The organism is Azospirillum rugosum, from assembly GCF_017876155.1.
In the GTDB taxonomy this organism is placed as follows: Bacteria; Pseudomonadota; Alphaproteobacteria; order Azospirillales; family Azospirillaceae; genus Azospirillum; species Azospirillum rugosum.
Genome location: NZ_JAGINP010000008.1, coordinates 195,514 through 221,184 on the forward strand (window position 1 = coordinate 195,514; position 25,671 = coordinate 221,184).

General features: G+C 69.1%; 24 protein-coding genes and 1 pseudogene. 11 read left to right on the forward strand and 14 right to left on the reverse strand.

What is annotated here, in order from left to right:
• Window positions 1-26: 26 nt before the first annotated feature.
• The gene (locus J2851_RS13235; RefSeq protein WP_209766741.1) at window positions 27-1,709 is read right to left on the reverse strand and encodes a tol-pal system YbgF family protein; all 1,683 of its coding nucleotides are present in this window, start codon (window positions 1,707-1,709) and stop codon (window positions 27-29) included.
• Between the two features lie 378 nt (window positions 1,710-2,087).
• On the opposite strand from J2851_RS13235, the gene J2851_RS13240 reads away from it, so the two are divergent.
• The 10 genes from J2851_RS13240 to phbB all read left to right on the forward strand — a co-directional run bounded on the left by J2851_RS13240 (window position 2,088) and on the right by phbB (window position 12,392).
• A complete protein-coding gene (locus J2851_RS13240; protein WP_209766742.1) occupies window positions 2,088-3,917 on the forward strand; it encodes a methanol/ethanol family PQQ-dependent dehydrogenase in 1,830 nt (609 codons plus the stop codon).
• A gap of 19 nt (window positions 3,918-3,936) precedes the next feature.
• Complete coding sequence (locus tag J2851_RS13245) at window positions 3,937-4,455, forward strand: c-type cytochrome (RefSeq protein WP_246500627.1); 519 nt, start codon at window positions 3,937-3,939, stop codon at window positions 4,453-4,455.
• Entirely contained in the window at window positions 4,452-5,675 is a 1,224-nt protein-coding gene (gene coxB, locus J2851_RS13250; protein ID WP_281416025.1) for a cytochrome c oxidase subunit II, read from the forward strand. Before J2851_RS13245 ends, coxB begins: the two co-directional genes overlap by 4 nt.
• Complete coding sequence (ctaD, locus tag J2851_RS13255) at window positions 5,672-7,603, forward strand: cytochrome c oxidase subunit I (protein ID WP_209766745.1); 1,932 nt, start codon at window positions 5,672-5,674, stop codon at window positions 7,601-7,603. Before coxB ends, ctaD begins: the two co-directional genes overlap by 4 nt.
• A 10-nt stretch (window positions 7,604-7,613) precedes the next feature.
• Window positions 7,614-8,225: a cytochrome c oxidase subunit 3 gene (locus J2851_RS13260; RefSeq protein ID WP_209766746.1), complete on the forward strand. Its 612-nt coding sequence runs from the start codon at window positions 7,614-7,616 to the stop codon at window positions 8,223-8,225.
• A 17-nt stretch (window positions 8,226-8,242) separates the two neighbouring features.
• Entirely contained in the window at window positions 8,243-8,587 is a 345-nt protein-coding gene (locus J2851_RS13265; RefSeq protein WP_209766747.1) for a hypothetical protein, read from the forward strand.
• 19 nt (window positions 8,588-8,606) lie between these two features.
• A complete protein-coding gene (locus tag J2851_RS13270) occupies window positions 8,607-9,032 on the forward strand; it encodes a c-type cytochrome (RefSeq protein WP_209766748.1) in 426 nt (141 codons plus the stop codon).
• Window position 9,033: 1 nt separating this feature from the next.
• Window positions 9,034-9,843 carry a quinoprotein dehydrogenase-associated putative ABC transporter substrate-binding protein gene (locus tag J2851_RS13275; RefSeq protein ID WP_209766749.1) on the forward strand — a complete coding sequence of 270 codons (810 nt, stop codon included), beginning with the start codon at window positions 9,034-9,036 and terminating at the stop codon, window positions 9,841-9,843.
• A gap of 68 nt (window positions 9,844-9,911) precedes the next feature.
• The gene (locus J2851_RS13280) at window positions 9,912-11,375 is read left to right on the forward strand and encodes a sigma-54 interaction domain-containing protein (protein ID WP_246500628.1); all 1,464 of its coding nucleotides are present in this window, start codon (window positions 9,912-9,914) and stop codon (window positions 11,373-11,375) included.
• Window positions 11,376-11,651: 276 nt separating this feature from the next.
• Window positions 11,652-12,392: a beta-ketoacyl-ACP reductase gene (phbB, locus tag J2851_RS13285; protein ID WP_209766750.1), complete on the forward strand. Its 741-nt coding sequence runs from the start codon at window positions 11,652-11,654 to the stop codon at window positions 12,390-12,392.
• A 240-nt stretch (window positions 12,393-12,632) separates the two neighbouring features.
• On the opposite strand, the gene J2851_RS13290 is transcribed toward phbB, so the two are convergent.
• The 6 genes from J2851_RS13290 to J2851_RS13315 form a co-directional block, all read right to left on the reverse strand.
• Window positions 12,633-13,415, reverse strand: coding sequence for a 3-hydroxybutyrate dehydrogenase (locus J2851_RS13290; RefSeq protein ID WP_209766751.1), 783 nt, complete (start codon window positions 13,413-13,415; stop codon window positions 12,633-12,635).
• A 17-nt stretch (window positions 13,416-13,432) separates the two neighbouring features.
• Complete coding sequence (locus J2851_RS13295) at window positions 13,433-14,080, reverse strand: 3-oxoacid CoA-transferase subunit B (protein ID WP_209766752.1); 648 nt, start codon at window positions 14,078-14,080, stop codon at window positions 13,433-13,435.
• Window positions 14,073-14,735, reverse strand: a complete 663-nt coding sequence (locus tag J2851_RS13300; protein WP_209766753.1) for a CoA transferase subunit A — start codon at window positions 14,733-14,735, stop codon at window positions 14,073-14,075. Before J2851_RS13300 ends, J2851_RS13295 begins: the two co-directional genes overlap by 8 nt.
• Before the next feature lies 1 nt (window position 14,736).
• Entirely contained in the window at window positions 14,737-16,128 is a 1,392-nt protein-coding gene (locus tag J2851_RS13305) for a GntP family permease (protein ID WP_209766754.1), read from the reverse strand.
• A gap of 14 nt (window positions 16,129-16,142) precedes the next feature.
• The gene (locus J2851_RS13310; RefSeq protein ID WP_209766755.1) at window positions 16,143-16,625 is read right to left on the reverse strand and encodes an SRPBCC family protein; all 483 of its coding nucleotides are present in this window, start codon (window positions 16,623-16,625) and stop codon (window positions 16,143-16,145) included.
• Between the two features lie 182 nt (window positions 16,626-16,807).
• Window positions 16,808-17,035, reverse strand: a complete 228-nt coding sequence (locus J2851_RS13315) for a hypothetical protein (RefSeq protein WP_209766756.1) — start codon at window positions 17,033-17,035, stop codon at window positions 16,808-16,810.
• Window positions 17,036-17,241: 206 nt separating this feature from the next.
• Here J2851_RS13315 and J2851_RS13320 point away from each other — a divergent pair, with 206 nt between their 5' ends.
• Entirely contained in the window at window positions 17,242-19,641 is a 2,400-nt protein-coding gene (locus J2851_RS13320; RefSeq protein ID WP_209766757.1) for an EAL domain-containing protein, read from the forward strand.
• 9 nt (window positions 19,642-19,650) lie between these two features.
• On the opposite strand, the gene J2851_RS13325 is transcribed toward J2851_RS13320, so the two are convergent.
• The 7 genes and pseudogenes from J2851_RS13325 to J2851_RS13355 form a co-directional block, all read right to left on the reverse strand.
• Window positions 19,651-20,043, reverse strand: a complete 393-nt coding sequence (locus tag J2851_RS13325) for a RidA family protein (RefSeq protein ID WP_209766758.1) — start codon at window positions 20,041-20,043, stop codon at window positions 19,651-19,653.
• Between the two features lie 3 nt (window positions 20,044-20,046).
• Window positions 20,047-20,952 carry an alpha/beta hydrolase gene (locus tag J2851_RS13330; RefSeq protein WP_209766759.1) on the reverse strand — a complete coding sequence of 302 codons (906 nt, stop codon included), beginning with the start codon at window positions 20,950-20,952 and terminating at the stop codon, window positions 20,047-20,049.
• A pseudogene (locus tag J2851_RS13335) lies at window positions 20,942-21,595 on the reverse strand (ABC transporter ATP-binding protein); the annotation flags it as partial. The pseudogene J2851_RS13335 and the gene J2851_RS13330, both read right to left, overlap by 11 nt.
• Window positions 21,596-21,981: 386 nt before the next feature.
• Window positions 21,982-22,752, reverse strand: coding sequence for an ABC transporter ATP-binding protein (locus J2851_RS13340; protein ID WP_209766761.1), 771 nt, complete (start codon window positions 22,750-22,752; stop codon window positions 21,982-21,984).
• On the reverse strand, window positions 22,749-23,789 hold the full coding sequence (locus J2851_RS13345) for a branched-chain amino acid ABC transporter permease (protein WP_209766762.1): 1,041 nt from the start codon (window positions 23,787-23,789) through the stop codon (window positions 22,749-22,751). The genes J2851_RS13340 and J2851_RS13345 overlap by 4 nt, the downstream gene beginning before the upstream one ends.
• Before the next feature lie 12 nt (window positions 23,790-23,801).
• Window positions 23,802-24,686, reverse strand: a complete 885-nt coding sequence (locus J2851_RS13350) for a branched-chain amino acid ABC transporter permease (RefSeq protein ID WP_209766763.1) — start codon at window positions 24,684-24,686, stop codon at window positions 23,802-23,804.
• 47 nt (window positions 24,687-24,733) lie between these two features.
• On the reverse strand, window positions 24,734-25,669 hold the full coding sequence (locus J2851_RS13355) for a hypothetical protein (RefSeq protein WP_209766764.1): 936 nt from the start codon (window positions 25,667-25,669) through the stop codon (window positions 24,734-24,736).
• Window positions 25,670-25,671 lie beyond the last annotated feature (2 nt).

Sequence of the window (25,671 nt, forward strand, 5' to 3'; positions counted from 1 at the left end):
CGGACCCGGGGCGCAATCAAAGGGCTTTAGGAAAAAGTGCGGCGGGCCAGCGCGACCCCGCGGCGGGCGTAATCGAGGGCGGTTCCGGCCAACCCTTCCAACTGCACGCCGTCGTAGAGACCCGCGTCGAAGGAGGCCTTGCCGAAGTGCTGCATGGGGTCTTCCGGCGTCCACATGTGCAGGTGGATTTCCTGCCCCCGCCCGGGCCCGGCCGGCATGTGGCCTTCGATCACGCCGTCCAGCAGCGTCAGGTCGTCGACCAGGTCGTTGATGGCGACCTCCGACGCGTACATGGTCAGCACGCCGATCCACCAGTCCGGCCAGGACATGCCCCGCCAGTCCTCCTCCAGCAACAGGCTGGCGACCTCCAGGGACTTGCGGGCGCAGCGGTCGAGCAGCGCGGCCTCCCCGTACCAGGTCGGCCCCAGGTTGCGGTAGCGGCCATAGCGGAAGCCGCGGCGCTGGGCGAAATCGGCCAGCCGGCGGAGGCTTCCTTCCGACGCGTAGCCGCCGCTGCCGATGGCGAAGCGCCGCGGGTGGAAGGTCTTGAAGGCCGGCATCAGGATGGTGTCGACGTCGGTCAGCAGGGCGTAGCGGTGCCCGTCGGGCAGATCCAGCGCCGCGAGATAATGGTTGCAGTAGGGGTAGCGCGTCCCCTCGAACGTCGTGACCGCCGCGAAGTTCGGGTGGTCGTAGCGGCCCTCGACCGGCTCCATGATCCGGCAGGGGATGCGCGGGTCGATCAGGTGCCGGGTGCCCGGCGGGATGGTCACCAGGAAATCGAGGGCGGCGCAATCCAGGTCCAGGTAGGACAGGAACAGGGAATGGAGCTGCCAGTTGAGCGCCCATTTCCGCGGGTCGCAGAAGGCGGTCACCACGGTCGGCGGGAATTCCCGCTCCGGCTCCGCCATGCAGCCGGTGATGTGGATCACCTCGGCGTAGCCCTGTTCATACCGCGCCACGCCCAGGGCGGACAGGTGCCCGCCGTAACGGTCGTCCACGCCCAGCAATTCCGGCGCGCGCCGGCAGGCTTCCGTGAGGTATCCACCGCACCACAGGGCGAGACACAGGAAATAGCGCGCCCGCTCGCTGGCCGGATCGACCGCCGCCGCGCACCGCAGAAGCCGGATGGCGTGGGCCGTGTGGCTGCAGAACAGCTGCGCGACCCCGAGTTCGGTCAGGGCCTCGGCCGATCCCGGGTCCAGCATCACGGGCAAGCGGAGAAGCCGCGCCTGCTCCCGCCCCTGGCCCAGCGCCTCCAGGCTGGCGGACAGGCCGCGGATCGCGTCGGGGCGCGTGGGGTCCAGGCGCAGGGCGCGGCGGAAGGCCTGCGCCGCCTCCACCGGCTGGCGCGCCCCGCGGAAGGCTTCGGCCAATCCAAGGACGGCCTGGATCGTGGCGCAGTCGATGGCTAGCGCGCGCCGGTAGGCGCGCACGGCGTCGTCAAAGCGGCCCAGCGCGCGGAACAGGTCGCCGAGCAGGCACTGGAAGGACACGACCGTCGGGTTGGCCGCGACGCACAGGCCCATATGGCGCACCGCGTCGTCGAGCTTGCCCGACTGCGCCTGGACGGAGGCCAGAAGGTACAGGGCGGTCGCGTGGTCGGGGACGGCGTTCACGACCGCCTGGAAGACGGCCTCCGCGTCGCCGAGGCGTCCATCGTCCAGATGCTTCAGCCCGATGTCGATGGCTTCTTCGACCGTTGCCATGAACGCCTTTCTTATCCGCTGGCCCATCCGCCGGCGACCGCATCACCGCAGACGGGAATGACTGCCCGAGTTTTCATCCCCTGACAAGCGTGCTGAAACGCGCGGCGGAACTGGGCGTGCGATGGGGCGGTGATACCAAACCCGGGAAAGACTTCCGCGACCGCGCGCTGTGTGTTCGCGGGTTTCGCGCGGGATTTTCAAGGCCGGTTTTTGCTGGAATGGTCCGGCACTCTACCACAGGACGGCCGTGCTGTGTCGGCTGAAGTGATGGTTCCGCCAATTCGCTCCGCCAACACAGGCGCATATCCGAAGACATAACCCGGAACTCCGCCGCGCGCCGGTTGGTTCCCTTTCCGGCATTCCAGCGGGAGCGCGGAAATGGACGTGACGAGGGTCCGCCGAACCGGTGCCGTTTTTGCCCTGGCCCTGGCCCTCCCGGCGGCTGCCCCCGCGCATGCCCAGGACGCCGCACCGGCGAAGGCCGTTCCCGCAGCCTCCGCCTCACCGCCGGACGACGGCGAATGGGCGATGCCGGCGAAGAACTACGCCAGCACCCGCTACAGCGAACTGGACGAGATCAACACTGGCACCGTCCGCGATCTCCAGGTCGCCTTCACCTTTTCCACCGGCGTCGACCGGGGGCAGGAGGCGGCGCCGCTGGTCGTGGGCAACACGATGTACATCGTGACCCCCTATCCGAACCGCCTCTTCGCGCTCGACCTCACGCAGCCGGGCGCTCCGTTAAAGTGGACGTTCGACCCGAAGCCGGCCGCCTCGGCGCAAGGGGTCGCCTGCTGCGACTACGTGAACCGGGGCGTGGCCTTTGCCGACGGCCGGGTGTTCATGAACACGCTGGACGGCCAGACCATCGCCGTGGAGGCCGGCACGGGGCGGGAGGTCTGGCGGACCAAGCTCGGCGACATCAACAAGGGGGAGACCATCACCATGGCCCCCCTGGTGGTGAAGGGAAAGGTGCTGGTCGGCAATTCGGGCGGGGAGTTCGGGGTCCGCGGCTGGCTGACCGCGCTGGACGCCGGCACCGGCAAGATCGTGTGGAAGGCCTACAACACCGGCCCCGACAGCGACGTGCTGATCGGCGCGGACTACAAGCCCTTCTACGACAAGGAGAAGGGTAAGGACCTGGGCGTGACCACATGGCCGCCCAACGCGTGGGAAATCGGCGGCGGCACGGTGTGGGGGTGGATTTCCTACGATCCGGAGCTTGACCTGATCTACCACGGCACCGCCAACCCCGGCCCCTGGAACCCGGAGCAGCGGCCGGGCGACAACAAATGGACCGGCGGCATCTTCGCCCGCAACCCGGACAGCGGGCAGGCCCGCTGGTTCTACCAGGTGGTGCCTCACGACCTGTACGACCACGACGCCATCAACGAGCTGATCCTGCTCGACCTGCCCGTGAACGGCACCATGCGCAAGACGGTCGTCCGGCCGGAGCGCAACGGCTACGTCTACGTACTCGACCGCGCGACGGGGGAGGTGCTGTCGGCCGACCCGTACGCCAATATTAACTCCTCCACCGGCGTGGACCTGAAGACGGGCGAGCTGGCGATGGTGGAGGCCAAGGCGCCGAAGATGGGCAAGGTCGTCCGCGACATCTGCCCGACGGCGCCGGGGTCGAAGGACTGGAACCCGTCCTCCTTCTCGCCGCGGACCGGGCTTCTCTACATCCCGCACATGAACCTGTGCATGGACTGGCAGAGTGCGGAGGCCAACTACATCGCCGGCACGCCCTACATCGGGGCGGAGGTGCGCATGTTCGCCGGCCCCGGCGGGCATAGGGGCGAGCTGTCGGCCTGGGACCCGGTCAAGCGCGCCAAGGCCTGGAGCGTGAAGGAGGATTTCCCGCTGTGGAGCGGCACGCTGTCCACCGCCGGCGACCTCGTCTTCTACGGGACCATGGAGGGCTGGTTCAAGGCGCTGGACGCCCGCACGGGGGAGGAGCTGTGGCGGTTCAAGACCGGCTCCGGGATCATCGGCCAGCCGATCGCCTACCGCGGGCCGGACGGGCGGGAGTATGTGGCCGTGCTGTCCGGCGTGGGCGGCTGGGCCGGGGCGGTGGTGGTCGGCAACCTCGACCCGCGCGATGCCACGGCGGCCAAGGGCTTCGTCAACGCCGTCGCCGACCTGAAGGACAAGACGACCAAGGGGGGAACGCTCTATGTCTTCGCCCTGCCGTCGAAGCGCTAGTCTGGCGGTTCTGGCCGTTTTGGCGCTCGCCGCCTGCGACCGGGAGGAACGGGAGCCGCGCGGCGCCCCGGTGGGCGAAAGCGGACCGGGCGCCATCGCGCAAGGCACCCTCTACGCCGGCGAACCCTCGCCACCCGACCCGCGCCGGCAGGAGTATGAGGGCAACGCCTACCACCTCGCGCAGGGCAAGCAGTTGTACGTCTGGTTCAATTGCGGCACCTGCCACGCCAACGGCGGCGGCGACATCGGCCCGCCGCTGATGGACGACAGCTGGATCTACGGCGACAGCCTGGAGAACATCTTCGCCACCATCGTCCAGGGGCGGCCGAACGGCATGCCGTCCTTCCGCAACAAGATCCCGGAAACCCAAATTTGGGAGATCGCCGCCTATGTCCGGTCGATGAGCGGCCAGACGCCGACCGCGGCCTCCCCCGGGCGCAACGACAGCCTGAACGCCAAGCCGGCCGAGCAGCGCACGCCGAAGGCGGAACCCAAGCAATCCACCCCCGGCGGACCGCAGGTGGAGGGCCGGCAATGACGGCGCGGCTACCAATCCCCTCGCCCTGCTCCGCAGGGAGAGGGAGGGACCCATGCGGAGCATGGGAGGGTGAGGGCTCGGTCATCCCGAGAAACCTTGCCCTCACCCTCCCACGTCTTCGGCGCGGGCCCCTCCCTCTCCCGCCGGGGGCGGGCGAGGGGGTTGCGCGCAGCGCTTCATCCAGGCAATGGCCCTGGCACCGCGCCGCCCTGGTCCTGTGCCTGTTCGCGCTGACGGCCTGCGAGCGGGTCCAGCACGGCATCCAGTCGGCACTCGACCCCGTCGGGCAGCAAGCCGGGCGGATCGCCGGGCTGTGGTGGCTGTTCCTGGCGGTGCTGGCCGCGGTCTACGCGGTCGTCCTGGTCCTGCTGCTGGTCGCGGCGATCCGGCCGCGCCGCCGCCGGCGCCTGCCGCCCGGGCCCGCCTTCCGTCCGGAGGAGCCGATCGAGCGCCGGCTGACCCGCGGCCTCACCGCCTGGGCGGTCGGCACCGCCGCCATCGTCCTGACGCTGACCGGGTTCAGCTACGCCGTGGACCGCGACATCCTCGCCCTCGGCCACCGGGCGGAGCTGACCATCGAGGTCACGGCCAAGCAATGGTGGTGGCAGGTGAGATACGACGATCCCGTGCCGAACCGCAGCTTCGAAACGGCCAACGAGATCCGCCTGCCGGTCGGCGTGCCGGTGCGCGTCGTCCTGAAGGCGCAGGACGTCATCCACAGCTTCTGGGTCCCGAACCTGCACGGCAAGACCGACCTGATCCCCGGCCGGGTCAACGAGACGGTGATCGTCGCCGACCGCGAGGGGCGCTACCGCGGGCAATGCGCGGAGTTCTGCGGTTTCCAGCACGCCAACATGGCGCTGGACGTCGTGGCGATGCCGCGCGACCAGTTCGAGGCGTGGCGGGAATCCCAACTGGCCCCCGCCGTCGCCCCGTCCGACGAGCGGAGCCGGGAGGGCCAGCGCGTCTTCCTGACCTCGGCCTGCGTCATGTGCCACACCGTCCGCGGCACGACGGCGGCCAGCCGGGTCGGGCCGGATCTGACCCACGTCGCCGCGCGCCCGTCCATCGCGGCCGGGACGCTGCCCTACAGCAAGGGAAACCTCGCGGGCTGGATCGCCGACCCGCAACGCATCAAGCCGGGCAGCCAGATGCCGGTGGTCGGCCTGTCCGCCGACCAGCTGCAAAGCGTGCTCGCCTACCTGGACGGCCTGAAATGAGCGCTCGCGACGCATCTCGTTTCATCCGGCGCGACGGCCCCTCGCTGGGGGAGGCGGAGACCCACGCCCGGCTGGAACGGACCTGGGCGACGCCGCCCGGCCTGTGGGGTTGGCTGTCCAGTGTGGACCATAAGCAGGTCGGCCGGCGCTACATCGTCACCGCCTTCGTCTTCTTCCTGCTGGCCGGGCTGCTGGCGCTCGCCATGCGGATGCAGCTGGCGGGGCCGAACCAGACGCTGCTGACGCCCGACCGCTACAACCAGATCTTCACCATGCACGGCACGACGATGATGTTCCTGTTCGCCGTGCCGGTGATGGAGGCCTTCGCCATCTATCTGGTGCCGCTGATGGTCGGCACGCGGGCCATCGCCTTCCCGCGGCTGAACGCCTTCAGCTACTGGGTCTATCTGGCCGGCGGGGTGATGCTGTGGGTGGCCTTCATCCTGAACGTCGGGCCGGACGTCGGCTGGTTCAGCTACGTCCCCCTGTCTGGGCCGCAGTTCAGCCCCGGAAAGCGCGCCGACTTCTGGGCGCAGATGGTGACCTTTACGGAGGTCGCGGCGCTGGCCGTTGCGGTGGAGATCATCGTGACCGTGCTCAAGCAGCGGGCGCCGGGGATGTCGCTGAACCGCATCCCGCTGTTCGTCTGGGGGCAGCTGGTCACCTCCTTCATGGTCGTCTTCGCCATGCCGGCGGTGATGGTGTCCAGCAGCATGCTGATCATGGACCGGCTGATCGGCACGCATTTCTTCAACCCAGCGGAGGGCGGCGACGCCCTGCTGTGGCAGCACCTGTTCTGGTTCTTCGGCCATCCGGAGGTCTACATTATCTTCCTGCCGGCGACCGGCTTCGTGTCCTCGATCCTGCCGACCTTCGCGCGGCGGCCGATCTTCGGCTACACGGCGCTGGTGCTGGCGCTGGTCGCCACGGGGTTCCTGGGCTTTGGCCTGTGGGTGCACCACATGTTCGCGACCGGGCTGCCGCACCTGGGCAACAGCTTCTACACGGCGGCCAGCATGGCCATCGCCATCCCCAGCGGCATCCAGATCTTCTGCTGGCTCGCCACCCTGTGGGACGGCCGGCCGCGCTTCGCGACGCCGCTGCTGTTCGTCATCGGCTTCATCGTCATCTTCGTGCTGGGCGGCCTCAGCGGGATCATGCTGGCATCGGTGCCCATCGACAGCCAGGTGCACGACACCTACTTCGTCGTCGCGCACTTCCACTATGTGCTGATCGGCGGGGCGGTGTTCCCGCTGTTCGGGGCCATCTACTACTGGTTTCCGAAATTCACCGGGCGGATGCTGTCGGAACGGGCGGGGGCCTGGAACTTCGGGCTGTTCTTCGTCGGCTTCAACATCGCCTTCTTCCCCATGCACATCCTCGGGCTGATCGGGATGCCGCGCCGGGTCTACAGCTACCCCGCGGGGCTGGGCTGGGACGACCTGAACCTGCTGTCGACGGCGGGCGCGGTGATCCTGGCGGCCGGGGTGCTGGTCTTCCTGGGCAATGTCTGGCACAGCCTGAAACACGGCCTCGTCGCCGATGACAACCCGTGGGGGGCCGCGACGCTGGAGTGGGCCACCGCCTCCCCACCGCCGAGCTTCAATTTCGTCCACATCCCCGTGGTGACCGGCAGCAATCCCCTGTGGGAGGAAGCCGACGGCCTGCCCGTGGTGAGCGGCCTGCGCGTGGACCAGCGGGAGCTGCTGCTGACCAGCGTGGTGGACGCGGCCCCCGAGGTGCGGGAGCCCTCGCCCGAGCCGTCCATCTGGCCGCTGCTGTCGGCGCTCGCCGTCACGATCCTGTTCATCGGATCGATCTTCACGCCCTGGGCGGTGGTCTGGGGCTCCATCCCGCTGGCGGTCGGGCTGATCGGCTGGTTCTGGCCGAAATCGGCGCCCGACACTCCCGAACCGGTGATCGAGTGATGGTGATCGAATGAACAACGGGGCACCCCGCTTCGCCGCCGACCTCGCCCACCTGCCGACCAGCGCGCATGGGCCGCGCGCGACCACATGGTGGGGGACGCTGGGCTTCATCCTGATCGAGGCGACCGGCTTCGCGCTGGCCGCTGCGGCGTACTTCTACCTGATGGGCCAGACGGAGACCTGGCCGCCGGGCCAGTCGCCGCCGGACTGGCTGTGGGGGACGCTCCAGCTTGTCCTGATGCTGGCCAGCCTGTGGCCGAACTGGTGGACCGACCGCGTCGCCCACGCCGACGACCTGCGCAAGGTGCGCATCGGGCTGGTCGTCATGTCGGCCGTCGGGCTGCTGACCTTGGTGGTCCGCGCCTTCGAGTTCGGCGCCCTGAACTGCCGCTGGGACGACAACGCCTACGGCTCCATGGTCTGGGTGCTGCTGGGGCTGCACGCCGTGCACCTGATCACCGACGTCGGCGACACGCTGGTCCTGACCGTGCTGATGTTCACCAAACATGTCGAGCCGCGCCGCTTCACCGACGTCACCGACAACTGCGTCTACTGGAACTTCGTGGTCGCCGCCTGGGTGCCGCTCTGGGCGCTGCTCTACGTCGTGCCGAGGCTGGTCTGACATGGCAGGAATCTAAGATGATGGGGCGGCGCACGTCATGGACGCCCTGGGCCGGCTGGCTGGCCGGGCCGCTGGGCTGGATCATCCAGCACCAGGGCGGCTCCAACACGGTGTTCTGGAACTGCACGCTGGGCCAGCCCTCGCTGGTGGTGACGCTGGGCGTGGTCGGCGCGCTGGTGGCGCTGGGCGGCGGCTGGCTGTCCTGGCGGGCGGTGCGCGACGTCGGGTCGGGCGAGACTGTGGAGCCCCACTGGGGGAGCCAGCGCTTCATCGGCATGGTGGGCGTGCTGGTCGTGCTGATCGTGCTGGTCGCCATCGCCGGGCAGACGATGGCCGGGCTGATCCTGCGCGGCTGCGGGTGACGGATGGGGAGGGTTCGCCATGTCCTTCGGGCGGAGCAGACGGATCGCGCTGGCGGCACTCGCGCTCACCGTCGTTGCGGGCGGGGCCGGCCTCGCCTGGGAGAGCCGGCGGGAGCAGGACAAGACCTGGCGCCGGGCCGCCGCGATCACCGGCGGCGATCCCCACGCGGGGCAGGAGGCGGTGCTGCGCTACGGCTGCGGCAGCTGCCACACCATCCCCGGGGTGACCCGCGCCCGCGGACTGGTCGGCCCGCCGCTCAGCAATTTCGGCAGCCGGGTCTATGTCGGCGGCGTGCTCTACAACACGCCGGAGAACGTGATGAGCTGGGTGAAGGATCCCCCCGGCATCTCGCCGAAGACGGCGATGCCCAACCTCGGCGTCAGCGACCGCGACGCCCGGGACATCACCGCCTACCTCTACACCCTCACCGACGGGAGCTGGTGACATGCGGCGCCTGACTGCCTGGGTCCTGCTTCTCGCCCTGTGGACGAGTGCCGCGCCCGCCGGGGCGGAGGCCCTGCGTGTCTGCGCCGATCCTAACAACCTGCCCTACAGCAACGACCGCGGCGAAGGCTTCGAGAACCGCATTGTCGAGCTGCTGGCCCGCGACCTCGGCATGATCGTCGATTACACGTGGTGGGCCCAGCGCCGCGGCTTCATCCGGAACACGGTGAAAGCCGGCCTGTGCGACGTGGTCGCCGGGGTGCCGATGGGGCTGCCGATGCTGGCGGTGACGCGGCCCTACTACCGCTCCACCTACGTCTTCGTCACCGTCGCCGGGCGCGGGCTGGACATCCGCAGCTTCGACGACGATCGGCTGCGCACGCTGCGCGTCGGGGTGCAGATGATCGGCGACGACTTTTCCAACGCCCCGCCGGCCCACGCGCTGAGCCGCCGCGGCATCGTGCAGAACGTGCGCGGCTACCTCGTCTACGGCGACTACACCCAGCCGAACCCGACCGCCCAGATCGTGGAGGCGGTGACGCGGGGGGACGTCGACGTCGCCGTCGTTTGGGGGCCGCAGGCCGGCTTCTTCGCCCGGCGTCAGCCGGTGCCGCTGACGCTCACCCCGGTTTCGCCGAGCATCGACGGGCCGATCCGCCCGATGATCTTCGACATCTCCATGGGAACCCGTCGCGAGGACACGGCCCTTCGCGAACGCCTGGACGACGCGCTGGGCCGCAACGCGGCAGCAATCGACGCCATCCTGGCGGACTACGGCGTGCCCAGGGTCGATCCGCCGCGCGCACCCTGACGGCGCCGTTTGCAGTCCTTCGCAACCTTCCGCTACACTCGCGCCGAAGTTTCCGGAGTGATGCGCCCTTGTTTGACGATGACCCCGGCGGCCAGGCCGAGATCCTGCGGCGGCGGGCCATGCCGTCCCTGTTCGAGGCGCTGGAAACGCAATCCGAAGGCACGGTCGCCATCGACCGGAATGGGCGCATCGTCTGGATCAACGCCAAATACGCCAAGATGCTGGGCATCAGCGATCCGGCCTCCGCCATCGGGCGGGAGGTGGAGGCGGTCATCCCCAACAGCCAGCTGCGCCAGGTCGTGAAGAGCGGGCGGCCGATCCTGCTCGACGTCATGAGCTTCGGACCTCAACGTTTGGTTGTTTCCCGTTTCCCGCTGACCGACGACGACGGTACGGTGATCGGGGCCGTGGGCTATGTCTTCTACGACAGCCTGCACCGGCTGAAGCCCCTGCTCGGCGAACTCGCCCGGCTGGAGGCGGAGCTGGAGGCGGCGAAGCGCCACCTCAACGAACGCCGGCAACCGCGCCACACGCTGCAAAGCTACGTCGGCGACAGCCCCATCTGCCTGGACGTCAAGCGCCGGGCCCGGCTCGCCGCGCGCCATGATTCGCCGATCCTGCTGCTGGGGGAGACCGGGACGGGGAAGGAGCTGATCGCCCAGGCCATCCACGGACTGTCGGCGCGGTCGGCGAAACCCTTCGTCGGGGTCAACGTGGCGGCCATTCCCGACACGCTGCTGGAAGCCGAATTCTTCGGAACGGTGCCCGGCGCCTACACCGGTGTGGACCGGCGGGGGCGGGAAGGGCGCTTCAAGACGGCGGACGGCGGCACTCTGTTCCTGGACGAGATCGGGGACATGCCGCTCGCCCTTCAGGCCAAGCTGCTGCGCGCCTTGCAGGAGCAGGAGATCGAACCGCTGGGATCCGACCGGCCGGTCAAGGTGGACGTGCGGGTCATCGCGGCGACGAACGTGGACCTGGAACAGCGCATCCGCGACGGGCGCTTCCGCGCCGACCTCTATTACCGGCTGAACGTGCTGTGCATCCGCCTGCCGTCGCTGACGGAGATGGGGCACGGGCTGGAGGCGATCGCCGAAGCGATCCTCCAGGAAATCGCGCTGCGCACCGGCATGCCGAGCCGGGTGCTGACGCCCGAGGCCGTGGCGGCGCTCGGCCGCCATTCCTGGCCGGGCAACGTCCGCGAACTGCGCAACGTGCTGGAGCGCGTGTGCATGCTGACCGACAACCGCAACCTGACCGTCGCGGATCTGGCGGAGGCGTTGCCGGTGGACGGTTCGGCGGAAGCCCCCGTCCCGCCGCCGTCCTCCTCCGCGGCCGCGCCGTTGGCGGTGCCGCCGGAAGCGCCCTTGCCGTCCTACGACGACGCCTTCGCCGCGTTCGAGCGCGCGCTGCTGCAACGGGCGCTGGAGGACTCCGGCCAAAGGGCTGCGGAGGCGGCCAAGCGCCTCGGCATCTCACGGGCCGCCTTCTACAAGAAGCTCGCCCGCGCGGGCTTGCGGGCGAAAGGGTAGGGCGGGGGCCGATGCCGCGCTGCGGCAACCCTCCGGGCGGGGCTTTTTTCTTGTCAATCTTGTGAAAAATGCGGTTCACGCTGCGGTGCGATGTTGCAGCGCATTGGCGCGCGAACGATCTTGGTCTATGGTGCGCGCGCCGCTGTGGTTGATGTTCCTGGCGCATAAGCGAGCAACACGGCAGCGACCAGCAGAGAAAGCAACCTGCTGTTTTCCGGAAACACCTGCCGGCTCGCCTTCCCTGGGGCGCGCCGTATCAATGCTGGAGCGATTGTGATGTCTCAGAAGATCGCGCTTGTCACCGGTGCCATGGGTGGCCTCGGCACCGCCATCTGCCAGGCGCTGGCCAAGGATGGCTTCCTCGTGGCGGCCAACTGCCTGCCCAACTTCGAGCCTGCCGCGAAGTGGCTGGGCGAGCAGGAAGCCCTCGGCTTCAAGTTCTACGTGGCCGAAGGCGACGTGTCCGACTTCGAGAGCTGCAAGGCGATGGTCGCCAAGATCGAGGCCGACCTGGGCCCGGTCGACGTCCTGGTGAACAACGCGGGCATCACGCGCGACAAGTTCTTCGCCAAGATGGAAAAGGCGCAGTGGGATGCGGTGATCGCCACCAACCTCAGCAGCCTGTTCAACGTGACCCAGCAGGTGTCGGCGAAGATGGCGGAGCGCGGCTGGGGCCGCATCATCAACATCTCCTCGGTGAACGGCGTCAAGGGCCAGGCCGGCCAGACCAACTACTCGGCCGCCAAGGCCGGCGTGATCGGCTTCACCAAGGCGCTGGCCGCCGAGCTGGCGACCAAGGGCGTCACCGTCAACGCCATCGCCCCGGGCTACATCGGCACCGAGATGGTCATGGCGATCCGCGAGGACATCCGCCAGGCCATCACCGACAGCGTCCCGATGAAGCGCCTGGGCCGTCCGGACGAGATCGGCGGCGCGGTGTCCTACCTCGCCTCCGAGATCGCCGGCTACGTCACCGGCTCGACCCTGAACATCAACGGCGGCCTGAACTACCAGTAAGGCGCCGCCGAGCGCCTCTTTTCCGTCATTCCCGCGAAGGCGGGAATCCAGGGCTGTTCGGACACTCGTCGGGGTGCCCTGGATCCCAGCCTTCGCTGGGATGACGGTGGGGAAGTGTGGACTTCGGTTGGAAGGGCTCTCGACGGCCAACGTCAGCGCCCATCCGGCTCCGCCGGACGATAAGAAAAGGGCCTTTCCCACACGGGAAAGGCCCTTTTTCCTTGGCAGGATGCCGTCCGTTCAGCGCGCCAGCCAGCCGCCGTCCATGTTGATCGCGGCGCCGCGCATGTTCGACGCGGCCTCCGACGACAGGAAGACCGCCAGCTCGCCCAGTTGTTCGGGCGTCACGAAGGTTTCCGACGGCTGCTTCTCGCGCAGCAACTCGCGGCCGGCCTGCTCGTTGCTCCAGCCGTTCTTCTCGGCCAGGGCGTCGATCTGCTTCTGCACCAGCGGGGTCAGCACCCAGCCCGGGCAGATGGCGTTGCAGGTCACGTTGGTCAGCGCGGTTTCCAGCGCCACCGTCTTGGTCAGCCCGACCACGCCGTGCTTGGCCGCCACATAGGCCGACTTGTTGGCCGAGGCGACGAGGCCGTGCGCCGAGGCGATGTTGATGATGCGGCCCCAGTTGCGCGCCTTCATGCCCGGCAGCGCATAGCGCGTGCCGTAGAAGACCGCCGACAGGTTGATGGAGATCACGCGCTCCCACGCGTCCTCGGGGAAGTCCTCCACCGGGGCGACGTGCTGGATGCCGGCGTTGTTGACCAGGATGTCGACCTTGCCGAACGCCTGCTCCGCGTTGGCGACCATCGCCTTGATCTCGGCCGGCTTGCTCATGTCCGCGCCGTCGTAGGCGACGCGCACGCCGAACTCCCGGCCCAGGCTTTCGCACAGGGCGGCGATCTCGCCGCGGTCGCCGAAGCCGTTCAGCAGGACGTCGGCGCCTTGTGCTGCGAGGCAACGCGCGATGCCCAGACCAATGCCGCTGGTGGAGCCGGTGACGATGGCCGATTTGCCCTTCAGCATGTTCCTTGTCCTCCCGCTCACAGCGCCATCGCCGGCACGTCGGCCGGCACGATCAGTTCGCAGGCCGTCGATGCCAGCACCTGCTCCACGGTCACGCCGGGGGCCGTTTCCTTCAGGACCAGCCCCTTGTCGGTCGGCTCGATGACCGCGAGGTCGGTGACCACCAGATCGACGCGGCGGACGGAGGTCAGCGGCAGGGTGCAGCGCTTGACGATCTTGGACTCGCCCTTGGCGACGTGCTGCATGGCGACGATCACGCGCTTGGCGCCGGAGACGAGGTCCATCGCCCCGCCCATGCCCGGCACCATCTTGCCCGGCACCATCCAATTGGCCAGCCGGCCTTCCTCGTCCACCTGCAAGCCGCCCAGGACGGTGATGTCCAGGTGGCCGCCGCGGATCAGGCCGAACGACATGGCGCTGTCGAAGGCCGCCGCGCCGGGCAGGGCGCTGATCGGGTTGCCGCCGGCGTCGGTCAGGTCCGGGTTCTCAGCCCCCGCGATGGGGCCGGACATGCCGATGATGCCGTTCTCCGACTGGAAGAAGACATGCCGGCCGGCGGGGATGTAGCGCGCCACCAGCGTCGGCAGTCCGATGCCCAGGTTGACGAGATTGCCATCGGCCAGTTCCAGCGCCACGCGCTTGGCGATCAGGGTCTTCTCATCCATGGCGGCGCTCCTTGGCGACGATGTAGTCGACCAGCACGTTGGGGGTGGCGACGGCGTCGGGCGGGATGACGCCGACGGGCACGATGTCCTCCGCCTCGGCGATGACGGTCTCCGCCGCCATGGCCATCAGCGGGTTGAAGTTGCGCGCGGTCAGCGCGTATTCGAGGTTGCCGTAGTAATCGGCGCGCTTGGCGTTGATCAGGGCGAAATCGGCCTTCAGCGGCTTTTCCAGCAGGAAGACCTTGCCGTCGACCTCCACGGTCTGCTTGCCCTCTTCCACCACGGTGCCGACGCCGGTCGGTGTCAGCACGCCGCCCAGGCCGAAGCCGGCGGCGCGCACGCGCTCGGCCAGGGTGCCCTGGGGGACCAGTTCCACCTCCGTCTCGCCGGCGATCATCTGGCGCTGCGTCTCGGGGTTCAGGCCGATGTGGCTGGCGATGACGCGGCGGAACGCCTTGGCGCCGATCAGCTTGCCGACGCCCTTGCCCGGCAGGGCGGTGTCGTTGCAGATCAGGGTCAGGTCGCGCTTGCCCTGACGGACCAGCTCGTCGATCAGGCGGGGGGGCGTGCCCACCCCCATGAAGCCGCCGACCATCAGGACCGCGCCGTCGGGAATGAGTGCCACGGCGTCGGCCAGTGCGATGAGTTTCTTCATGTCAGACGATCCCGGTCAGGTAGTAGACGGCGATCACGACGAAGACCGCGAGCGTCTTGATGCAGGTGATCGCGAAGATGTCGCCGTAGGATTGGCGGTGCGTCAAGCCCGTCACGCCCAGCAGAGTGATGACGGCGCCGTTGTGCGGCAATGTGTCCATGCCGCCGCTGGCCATGGAGGCGACGCGGTGCAGGACTTCCATCGGGATGCCGGTGGCGTTGGCGGCGGCGATGAACTGGTCGGCCATGGCGGCCAGCGCGATGCTCATGCCGCCCGACGCGGAGCCGGTGACGCCGGCCAGCGTGGTGACGGTGATGGCCTCGTTGACCAGCGGGTTCGGGATGGCCTTCAGACCGCCGGCGATCACCAGGAAGCCCGGCAGCGCCGCGATCACCGCGCCGAAGCCGTATTCCGACGCCGTGTTCATGGAGGCGAGCAGCGAACCGCCGATGGCCGTCTTGGTGCCCTCGGCGAAGCGCTGGGACACCGGCTTCCAGGCAAACGCCATGACGGTCAGGATGCCGGCGAGCAGCGCGCCCTCGACCGCCCAGATGCCGGCGACGGCGGAGACCTGGGTGACCAGCGGCTTGGCGCCCTCGGTCAGCGCCACCTGGTTGCTGGTCCCGTAGACGGTCGGGATCAGCATGGTGAAGACCTTGTTCAGCACGCCGACCATGACCAGCGGCAGCAGCGCGATCACCGGGTTGGGCAGCACCTCGGCGTGGATGGCCTCCGGCTCGTTGATGTGGCCCTCGCCATAGCCCTCGCCGGCCGCGGCGGCGACCTTGCGGCGCCATTCCAGGTAGGCCATGCCGACGATCAGGATGAAGATCGCGCCGATGGTGCCCAGCCACGGGGCGGCGAAGGCGTCGGTCTTGAAGAAGGTGGTCGGGATGATGTTCTGGATCTGCGGCGTGCCGGGCAGGCTGTCCATCGTCACCGTGAAGGCGCCCAGCGCGATGGTGCCGGGGATCAGGCGCTTCGGAATGCCGCCCTGGCGGAACATCTCGGCCGCGAAGGGGTAGACGGCGAAGACCACGACGAACAGCGACACGCCGCCGTAGGTCAGCAGCATGCAGACCAGCACGATGGACATCATCGCCCGCTCACGCCCGACCAGCTTGATCACGGCGGAGACGATCGACTTGGAGAAGCCGGACAGCTCGATCACCTTGCCGAACACCGCGCCCAGCAGGAAGACCGGGAAGTACAGCTTCACGAAGCCGACCATCTTGTCCATGAACAGGCCGGTGAAGATCGGCGGCACGGCGGACGGGTCGGTGAGAAGGACGGCGCCGAGCGCCGCGATGGGGGCGAACAGGATGACGCTGAAGCCGCGGTACGCGACGAACATCAGGAACGCGAGCGCTCCCACGCAAACAAGAAAACTCATGGACGAACTTCCTCCTACGGGCGGAGTGTCGGGGCCGTGTGAGGCCCGGCCCCCGTTGTTGCGCCCCCCGGTCCGGCAAGGCCGGCGAGGAGCGTGGAAAGAGTGTCGAAACCGCTCCGGTACAGCGTCTGGATGAAGGACTCGGCCTCTCCCTCCGACAGGCCGGCCGGCCGGAAATTCGCCGTCCAGACCAGCGTGGCGCGGTCATCCCCGTGCGGCAGCACGCGGATCTGCGCCAGGTAGTCGGCGACCGGGTAAGGGCCGTCGACGACGGAGTAGGTGTAGGCGTCCTCGATCCGGCTCGCGTGCTCAAGCTGGTGGACGAGCGTTGCGCCGTTCCGCAGGTGCAGATGGCGGTGGGCGCCCTTGTGCAGGCCGTGCACACGCAGATCCACGGCATCCGGGTACCAGTCCAGCAGACGGCCGTCCCACCGCACCAGCGACCAGAGCCGCGGTGCGGAGACCGGCAGGAGAGCTTTCATGGTGACGCGCGCCATCGGCGGACCTTGTGCCGTTCGGATTCGACACGGCCCTTTAGGCAAAGGTCATGCCATCGTACGCGGCCCAGGATCTTCGCGGATTTGGCGAGCGGGGAGAGCTAAGGAGTCTCGGAACCGAGACAAAAAGCGTGCCGTATGTCTCATATCCGAGACATCGTCTCACTTTTGAGACAGGCCGGTCAGGCGGCGGCGAGGAAGATGCGCACGTTCTCCAGCAGCAGGAACACCCCCAGCACGCCGAAGCCGATGACGGCCATGTCGGACAGCACCGCCCGTCCGAAGCGTTCCGCCGTCTGGATGCGCGCGAGCGGCAAGGCGATGGTGAACACCACCAGCGCCACGAACGCCACCACCTTCCCCAAGGCGGTGAGCAGGATGAAAAGCCAGTAGGCGACCGCGACGAGCATGCGCTCCTCCCCCCGCTTGCGGCGTCCATCATCATGAATTGTGCTGCCGCGGTCCCTGCGGCAAACCCGCCGCAAGGCATAGGAAGCTTGACCAGGGTATAAACCCGACCACACCCCTAGGTTTTTTCGTCGGCCTCTGCTAAATTTAAAACAATTTTAATGTCGCCCGTTAAGGCTGCGCACACAACCAAATCTTGCGAGTTTCGATGTTCGACGTCTACGCCTGCCTGACCGACCAGCACAATCCTTGGCTGGTTGCGCTCGCCGGGATGATCTGCCTGTTTGCCGCCTGGACGGCGCTCAGCCTGACCGACCGTGCCCGCGCGGCCATCGGGCGTGGGCGGCCGCTGTGGACCGCGGCGGGGGCCCTGGCGACCGGCGGCGGCATCTGGGCGACCCATTTCGTCGCCATGCTGGCCTTTCAGCCCAACGTGCCGATCGGCTACGACCTTGGCGTGACCGCGCTGTCGGTGGCCCTGGCGGTCGGGCTGACCGGCGTCGGGCTGGGCGTCAACCTGCGCGGCGGCACTCTGCCGGCGCTGGGCGGCGGCGGACTGCTGGGGGCGGCCATCGGGGCCATGCACTACACCGGCATGGCCGCAGTGCGCGCCCCGGCGACCCTGTCCTACGACCCCAGCTTCGTCGCCGCCTCGCTCGTCATCGGCGGGGCGGGGGCCGCGGCGGCCCTGGCCCTGACCGCCGGGCGCAGCGGCCTCCAGCGGCGGGCGATGGCGGCGGGGCTGTTGACGGCGGGCATCTGCGGGCTTCACTTCACGGCCATGGCCGCCGTCCGCCTGATCCCGACGGAGGCGCTGCTGGTCCCGTCCCCGGCGGCCCCCACGGGGCTGGCGGCGGCCGTCGCCGCCATCACGATGATGATCCTGGTGCTCAGCCTTGCCGGCTCCATCGTCGACCAGCGCCTGGCCACCCGCGCCGCGCGCGAGGCGGCGCGGCTGCGCGCCAGCGAGACGCGCTTCCGTCAGCTGGCGGACGTCACCTTCGAAGGCATCGTGATCCACGCCGGCGGGCGGATCCTGGACGTCAACCGGGCCATGGCGCGGCTGCTCGGCCGGGCGCCGGAGGATTTCATCGGCCTCCCGGTGCTGGATTTCGTCGCGCCGAGCCACCGCGAGGGTCTGGTGCACGCCGCCGCGACCCCGCACGAACCGCGGGAGATCGCCCTGCTCCACGCCGACGGCAGCCTTGTGGACGTCGAGGTTCTGGGCGAAGCCATCGAGCATGACGGGCGGCCCGCCTGGGTCGTCGCGGTGCGCGACCTGCGCGAGCGCAAGCAGGCCGAGGAACGGCTGCGCCACATGGCGCACCACGACCTGCTGACGCAGTTGCCCAACCGCGCCCTGTTCAACGACCGGCTGGAACAGGCGCTGGCGCTGGCCGAACGGGACGGCGGCGCGGTGGCCGTCCTCTGCCTGGACCTCGACCGCTTCAAGGCGGTCAACGACCTGCTCGGCCATCACGGGGGCGACGCACTGCTCCAGCAGGTGGCGCAGCGCCTGCTCCGGGCGGCGAACGACCAGGACACCGTCGCCCGCTTCAGCGGGGACGAGTTCGTCGTGCTCCAGACGCGCGTCGCCCAGCCGGCCGGCGCGGAGGCGGTGGCCAAGCGCATGGTGGCAGCACTCGGCGCGCCCTTCGACCTGGACGGCCAGCCGGTGCGGATCGGCACCAGCATCGGCATCGCTCTTTATCCGCAGGACGCCCGCGCCGGGGAAGCCCTTCTGCGCAATGCGGACACGGCGCTGTACCGCGCGAAGGCGGATGGCCGCGGCACCTACCGCTTCTTCGAGGCGGAGATGGACGCGCGCCTTCAGGAACGCCGCCGGCTGGAGCGCGACCTGCAGCAGGCCCTGCTGGGCGAGCAGCTGACCGTGCATTTCCAGCCGCTGGGCGACTGCACCACCCAACAGATCGTCGGCTTCGAGGCGCTGGTGCGCTGGAACCACCCGGAGCGCGGCTTGGTCGCGCCGTCGGACTTCATCCCGATGGCCGAGGAAACCGGGCTGATCGTGCCGCTGGGCGAGTGGGTCCTGCGGGAAGCCTGCCGGGAGGCCGTGCGCTGGCCGTCCTCCATCCGGGTCGCCGTGAACCTGTCGCCGGTGCAGTTCCGCCACGCCGATTTGGCGGAGCGCGTCATCGGCATCCTCAAGGACACGGGGCTGCCGCCGGAACGGCTGGAGCTGGAGGTCACCGAAGGCGTGCTGATCGACGACAGCGCCCGGGCGCTGTCCACCCTGAAGGCGCTGAAGGACGCCGGCATCCGGATCTCGCTCGACGACTTCGGGACCGGCTATTCCAGCCTCAGCTATTTGCAGAGCTTTCCCTTCGACAAGATCAAGATCGACCGGTCCTTCATCGGCAACATGCCGACGAACGAGGACTCGCGCGCCATCGTCCGCGCCATCATCGCGCTCGCCCGCAGCCTGCGCATCACGGTGACCGCGGAAGGCGTGGAAACGGAGGAGCAGCTGCGCCTGCTGCGGTCGGAGTCCTGCAACCAGGTGCAGGGCTACCTGCTCGGCCGTCCGGCCCCGGCGGACGATGTCAGCGCCCGCCTCGCCGAGCCGGCTCCGGAATTGGTCGGGTGATGCAGCCGGTCAGCGGGAGGCCGGGCGCGCGGCGACGGCCTCGATTTCCACCCTCCATTCGGGCCGCGCCAGCCCCTTGACGATCAGCAGCGTCGAGGCGGGCTTGTGCGTGCCGAGGAAGGCGGTGCGGACCGGACCGAAGGCGGGCAGGTCGGCGGCGTCGGTCAGGAACACCGTCGTCTTGACCAGATGCTCGACGCCCATCCCGGCGGCGCGCAGGACCGCGCCGATGTTCTCCCAGCACAGCCGCGCCTGCTCGTCGAAGCGGTCGGGGACGATCCCGTCGGGCGACACGCCGACCTGCCCGGAGATGCAGAGCCAGTCATGGTCCCGGGGCACCAGGATCCCCTGGGTGTAGTGGCCGAGCGGGCCGGCCATGTCCGGCGGGTTGATGGCTTCCATGCTTCAGTGTCCTTTGTGTTCGGATGGCTGCGGTTGGGTGCCGAGGATCCTCCGCACCTCGTTGAAGACGGGGCCATGGGGGTCGGCGAGCGTTTCCAGAACCGTGAAGTGCGTCCGTCCCGGCGCCAGCACCATCGCGCCCGGCCGCCCGCGGCCCCGCCACACCTCCAGGAAGTCGCGGCTCTGCTGCTGGAAGCCGGCCGTCTCCTCCCCGCCAACCAGCAACAGCAGCGGCACGGCCGGAAGGCTTGTCATCTCCGCCGCCAGACGGTGCGGGCTAAGGGCGTCGGCCACGGCGGGGGTCATCCGGGCGTCGCGGTTGATGCTGGTCCGCAGCAGGCGCGCCAGTTCGAACACCCCGCTGACCGGAAGAACTCCCCGGATGCCGATACTGTCCGTGAGCGCCGTATATGCGGCGAGGTGCCCGCCCGCGGAATGGCCGGACAGCACGATGCGCGACGCGTCGGCCCCGAAGGACGCGGCTTCCGCCCGAACCCAGGCAAGCGCCTGGCGCATCTGCTCCACGATGTCCGCCAGCGGCACCGACGGGACCAGGTCGTAATTCGGCATCACCACGGAGATCCCGGCGTCCACGAAGGACGCGGCCAGGAAGGAGAACACGTCCTTGTCCAGCGTGCGCCAGTAGCCGCCGTGGATGAACAGGAAGACAGGCGCGCCGTCGCCGGCCGGGAACACGTCCAGCCGGGCACGCGGGCCGGGGCCGTAACGCTGGTCCAACAGGGCAGGGTGCGCCTCCCGGAATGCCGCGCTGCGCCGGGCGAAGTCGGCGTAGACGGCCTCGCGTTCGGGATGGCGGGGGCGCAGGTTGAACTCCCGCTCCATGGCCTCGTCGATGGGCGCGGGGTCTCCGTCCGCCCAGGTATGGCCGGCGGGAAAGTCAAAAGCCAAGATAGGCCTCCTGAACGGCGGGATCGCGCTGGAGGGCGGCGGTGTCCGCGCTGTTGACGATGCGCCCCTCGGCGATCACGTAGCCGCGCGAGGCGGTGCGCAGGGCCATGCGCGCGTTCTGCTCGGCCAGCAGGATCGCCATCCCCTCGGCGTTGAGGGCGCGGATGGTGGCGAAGATCTCCTTCACGACGAGCGGGGCGAGGCCCATGGACGGCTCGTCGAGCAGCAGCAGCTTGGGCCGGGTCATCAGGGCACGCCCGATGGCGAGCATCTGCTGTTCGCCGCCCGACAGCGTGCCCGCCGGTTGCTGGAGCCGTTCGCGCAGGCGCGGGAACAGGGTCAGGACGAAGTCCAGGTCGCGGCCGAAGCCGTCATTCCGGCGCGGCCACAGGTGGCGGAAGGCGCCCATCTCCAGGTTGTCGCGCACGGTCAGCGGGCCGAAGACCCGGCGCCCCTCCGGCACCAGGGCGACACCCCGGGTGACCACGTCGTGCGCGGACAGGCGCGCCAGCTCCTGCCCGTCGAAGCGGATCGAGCCGCCGACCGGACGCAGCAGGCCGGACAGGCTGCGCATCAGCGTGGTCTTGCCCGCCCCGTTCGCGCCGACGAGGCAGACGCACTCCCCGGGCTCCACGGTCAGGGAGAGGCCCCGCAGGATCTGGATTTCGCCGTAGCCGGCGTCGAGGCCGGTGACGTCAAGCATCGGAGCCATCCATCAGGGCCATCGGACGTGGGGTGCCAGCGAATGAAACGTTGTGAAACGTCATGAAACATGAACGACGATGGTGTTTCATGGTGGCTCCCTCCCGGGGGTGTAGGATCTTTATCCTATAAGATCCGGGGAAATGAGGCAACAGGGCGGGGACAGCTGGGCGATTGCGTTAGAAATCCCCTCTCCCCTCTGGGGAGAGGGTTAGGGTGAGGGGGTTACGCTGTTGCTGGACGTGCCAAGGTGGAGGAGCCCCCTCACCCTGCCCTCTCCCCAGAGGGGAGAGGGTTAAACGGCGACCGCCGGGCGACTGCTCGTCGTCACGCATCGTCGTCCTCCTCGCCGAGATAGGCTTCCAGGACGGCGGGGTCGCGGCGCACGGCCTCGGCCGGGCCCTCGGCGATGCGGCGCCCGTAGTTCAGGACCAGGATGCTGTGGCTCAGCCGCATGACCATGCGCATGTTGTGCTCCACCAGCAGCACGGTGACGCCTTCGGCGTTCAGGGCGCGGATGGTGTCGGTGATGCGCTCCGTCTCCGCGTGGGGCAGGCCGGCCGTGGGTTCGTCGAGCAGCAGGAGCTTCGGTTCGGCGGCCAGCGCGCGGGCGATCTCCAGCACCTTGCATTCGCCGAAGCTGAGGGAGCCCGCGCGGTCGTCGGCGCGGTGAGCGAGGCCCAGCCGTTCCAGCTGCTGCGTGGCGGAGTCGCGGATCGCTTCCTCCTCCCGCAAGGCGGCGCGGGTGCGGAGCAGCCCGTGCAGCACGTCGCAGCGGGTGCGCGCGTGGCGGCCGACCATGACGTTCTCCAGCACCGTCATGTCCTTGAAGATCTGGAGGTTCTGGAAGGTGCGGGCGATGCCGCGCTCGACCCGCTGGTAGGGCTTCAGTTGGTCGATGCGGGCGCCGTCCAGGGTGATTTGGCCGGATGATGGCGGCGTCACGCCGGCGATCAGGTTGAACAGCGTCGTCTTGCCGGCGCCGTTCGGGCCGATGACCGCCTTGATCTCGCCTTGCGCGACCGAGAAGGTCAGGTCGCTGACCGCCCGCAGGCCGCCGAAATTGCGCTGGAGGTCGGCGATGTGGAGGAAGCTCATGCCCGGCCTCCCGCCTTGGTCTTGCCGAACAGGCGGTTGCCGAGCGTGGAGACCGCCGCGGCTATGCCGCCGGGGAAGAACAGCAGCACCAGGATCATGCACAGGCCGAACAGGAACAGCTCGAAGTCGCCGAGCGAGCGCAGCGCCTCCGGCACCGCGGTGTAGAGCAGGGCGCCGAACAGCGGCCCCCAATAGCGGCCCCAGCCGCCGAGCGCCACCATCACCACCAGCATCACCGAGGTGAAGTAGCCGAAGGTCTCCGGCGAGGCGTACTGGTTGTAATGCACGTAGAGCCCGCCGGCGAGGCCGGCCATGGCGGCCGTCAACACGAAGACCACCAGCTTGTAGCGGAAGCAGTTCACGCCCAGCGCGTCGGCCCCGATCTCGCTGGTCGCCAGCGCGCTCAGCGCCCGGCCGACGCGGGACTTGACCAGGTTCAGGATCGCCAGCATGACCAGCCCGCCGCAGGCCCAGACCAGCCAGAAGACGCGGTCGTCGGTGGCGATGTCCAGGCCGCCGATGCTGAAGGGGGCCACGCCCAGCAGCCCGTTCGGCCCGCCGGTCAGACCGACCAGCTCGTTGAACAGCACGGTCAGGATGGCGTTGAAGCCCAGCGTCGCCATGGCGAGGTAATGCCCGCGCAGCCGCAGGGCCGGCAGCCCGATGATCAGGGCCGACAGCGCCGCGACCAACATACCGGCCGGCACGCCGATCCAGGGATCGACGCCCAGCTTCACCGACAGGATGCCGCTGGTGTAGGCGCCCAGCCCGTAGAAGGCGCCGTGGCTGAGCGAGATCTGCCCGCAGAAGCCCATCAGCGTGTTCAGGCTGGCGATCAGGATCAGGTTGATGAAGAACAGCACGCCGAGCGAGACCATGAAGTCGTTCGGCGCCACGAAGGGGAAGGCGGCCAGCAGCAGCCAGACTCCGCCCAGAAGCGCGTGGTCGCCGGTGAAGCGGCGCACCGCCCGTCGTGAGGGTGCTGCGGCTTTGGCGCGGCCGCGGCTTCGGTCCATGACGTCGTTCATTCCAGTCATCGGTCCGCTCCCTCAGACCTTCTCGACGACCGGCTTGCCGATGAGGCCGACCGGGCGCCAGAAGAGGATGAGCAGAAGCACGACAAAGGCGATGGCGTCCTTGAAGTGCGAGGAGATGTAGCCGCTGGCGAAGGCCTCCAGCACACCCAGCAGCAGCCCGCCGAGGAGCGAGCCGTAGAGGTTGCCGAGCCCGCCGAGCATGGCCGCGCTGAAGCCCTTGAAGCCCAGCATCGTGCCGGCGTCGTAGGAGGTCAGCGTCAGCGGCGTGATGATGGTGCCGGCGATGGCGCCGGCCATGGCGGCGATGGCGAAGGACCACATGACGGTGCTGCGCGCCTTGATGCCGACCAGCGCCGCCGCGTCGCGGTCCGCGGCGGCGGCGCGCAGCGCCTTGCCAAGCACCGTCTTCTCGAAGAACAGATGCGCCAGCACCATGAAGGCGGCGGTGATCGCCAGGATCCACAGGGTCTGCGAATGGACGGTGGCGCCCGCCACGGTGACCAGCGCGTCGCCGGCGAAACCCGGGTAGCCCGCCGGGTTCTTGCCCAGCGTCAGCATCACGGCACTCTTGGTGCAGATGGCGAGCCCGATGCTGATCAGCGTGATCAGGAGCGGGGTCGGCTTGGCGATGGGCAGGATCACCAGCCGTTCCGACACCAGCCCGACCGCGGTCACCACCAGCACGGCGAACAGGCAGGCGAGCCACACCGGCGATGACGACGCGGTGACCGTCGCGGCGGCCACCATGCCGCCCATCATGACCCATTCGCCCTGGGAGAAGTTGATCGCGTCGGTGCTCTTGAAGATGACGTTGAAGCCGACGGCGACCAGGGCGTAGATGGCCCCCGTCCCGATGCCGGAAAAGAGAAGCTGCAGAACGGTGGATGCGCTGTCCATCGTTGGGTCCTCCGCAAAGTCGCGGGACGCGTTCAGAGGCTGCCGATTCAGGCGGTGCCGAGAAGCGTGTGCTGGAACTCCGGCAGCTCGATGCCGAGCGACCGCAGCTTCTGCCGCGCCGCCGCGAGATAGCCGCGCAGGACCGCCGCTTCGCCGTCGGCCGTGGCCGCACCCAGGCCGGCCGTGGCGCAGACCATGTCGGCCGCAGCCTCCGTCCCCGCGGCGTTGGACAGCCAGGGGCAGTGATAGCCGGCCAGCTCCACCGTCCGCATGTGGTCCACCAGTTCGCCGGTGATGGTCCGGCGTTCCTCGTCGGTCCAGCCCGGCGCGCGTTCCTCCGCGTAGAGCCAGCCGAAGGAGGCGTGCCGCTCCTTGTCGGCGATGCAGCGGTCGAGCACCGCGGCGATCACCGGGTCCGCGGCGTTGCGGCGATAGGCACGGAACAGCTCCAGCTCCAGCCCGTCCTCGAAGGCGCAGTGGGTGACGACGTAGGCGTCCAGCGACCGTTCCGCGTTCAGCGCGCGGCGGTGGAGGCTGCGGTTGAACAGCGCCTCGTAGGCCGCGGTGACCGGCCGATCCATGCGCCCGCCGAAGCGGCCGGCGATGCGATCGAAGCAGTCGACGTGCCACGCCTCCTCCGTGCCGCGCACGGTCAGGAAGAACTTCGGGTCGGACTCCCGCTGGTCCTCGACGCAGAAGCGGACGAGCAGGGAGGGTGTCTCCTTCAGCCCCATGGCCTCGATCCACAGCCGCCGGCTCCAGGTCCAGCGCGCCGCCAGCCGCACGGCCGGATCGTACCGGTCGGCGTCGAGGTCGGCCCAGGGAATGTCCCGCTGCGGATCCCAGCGGTTTGCCTTGCCGTTCTGGTACAGGTCGCGGATGCCGGTGATGCTGGGCGACAGGCGCAGCGGGAAGCGCTTCTCGACGAACAGTGGCGTCGGCGCCGGAGTGGGCTTGGGCGGAGCCTGCGTGGCGGTGTCCATGA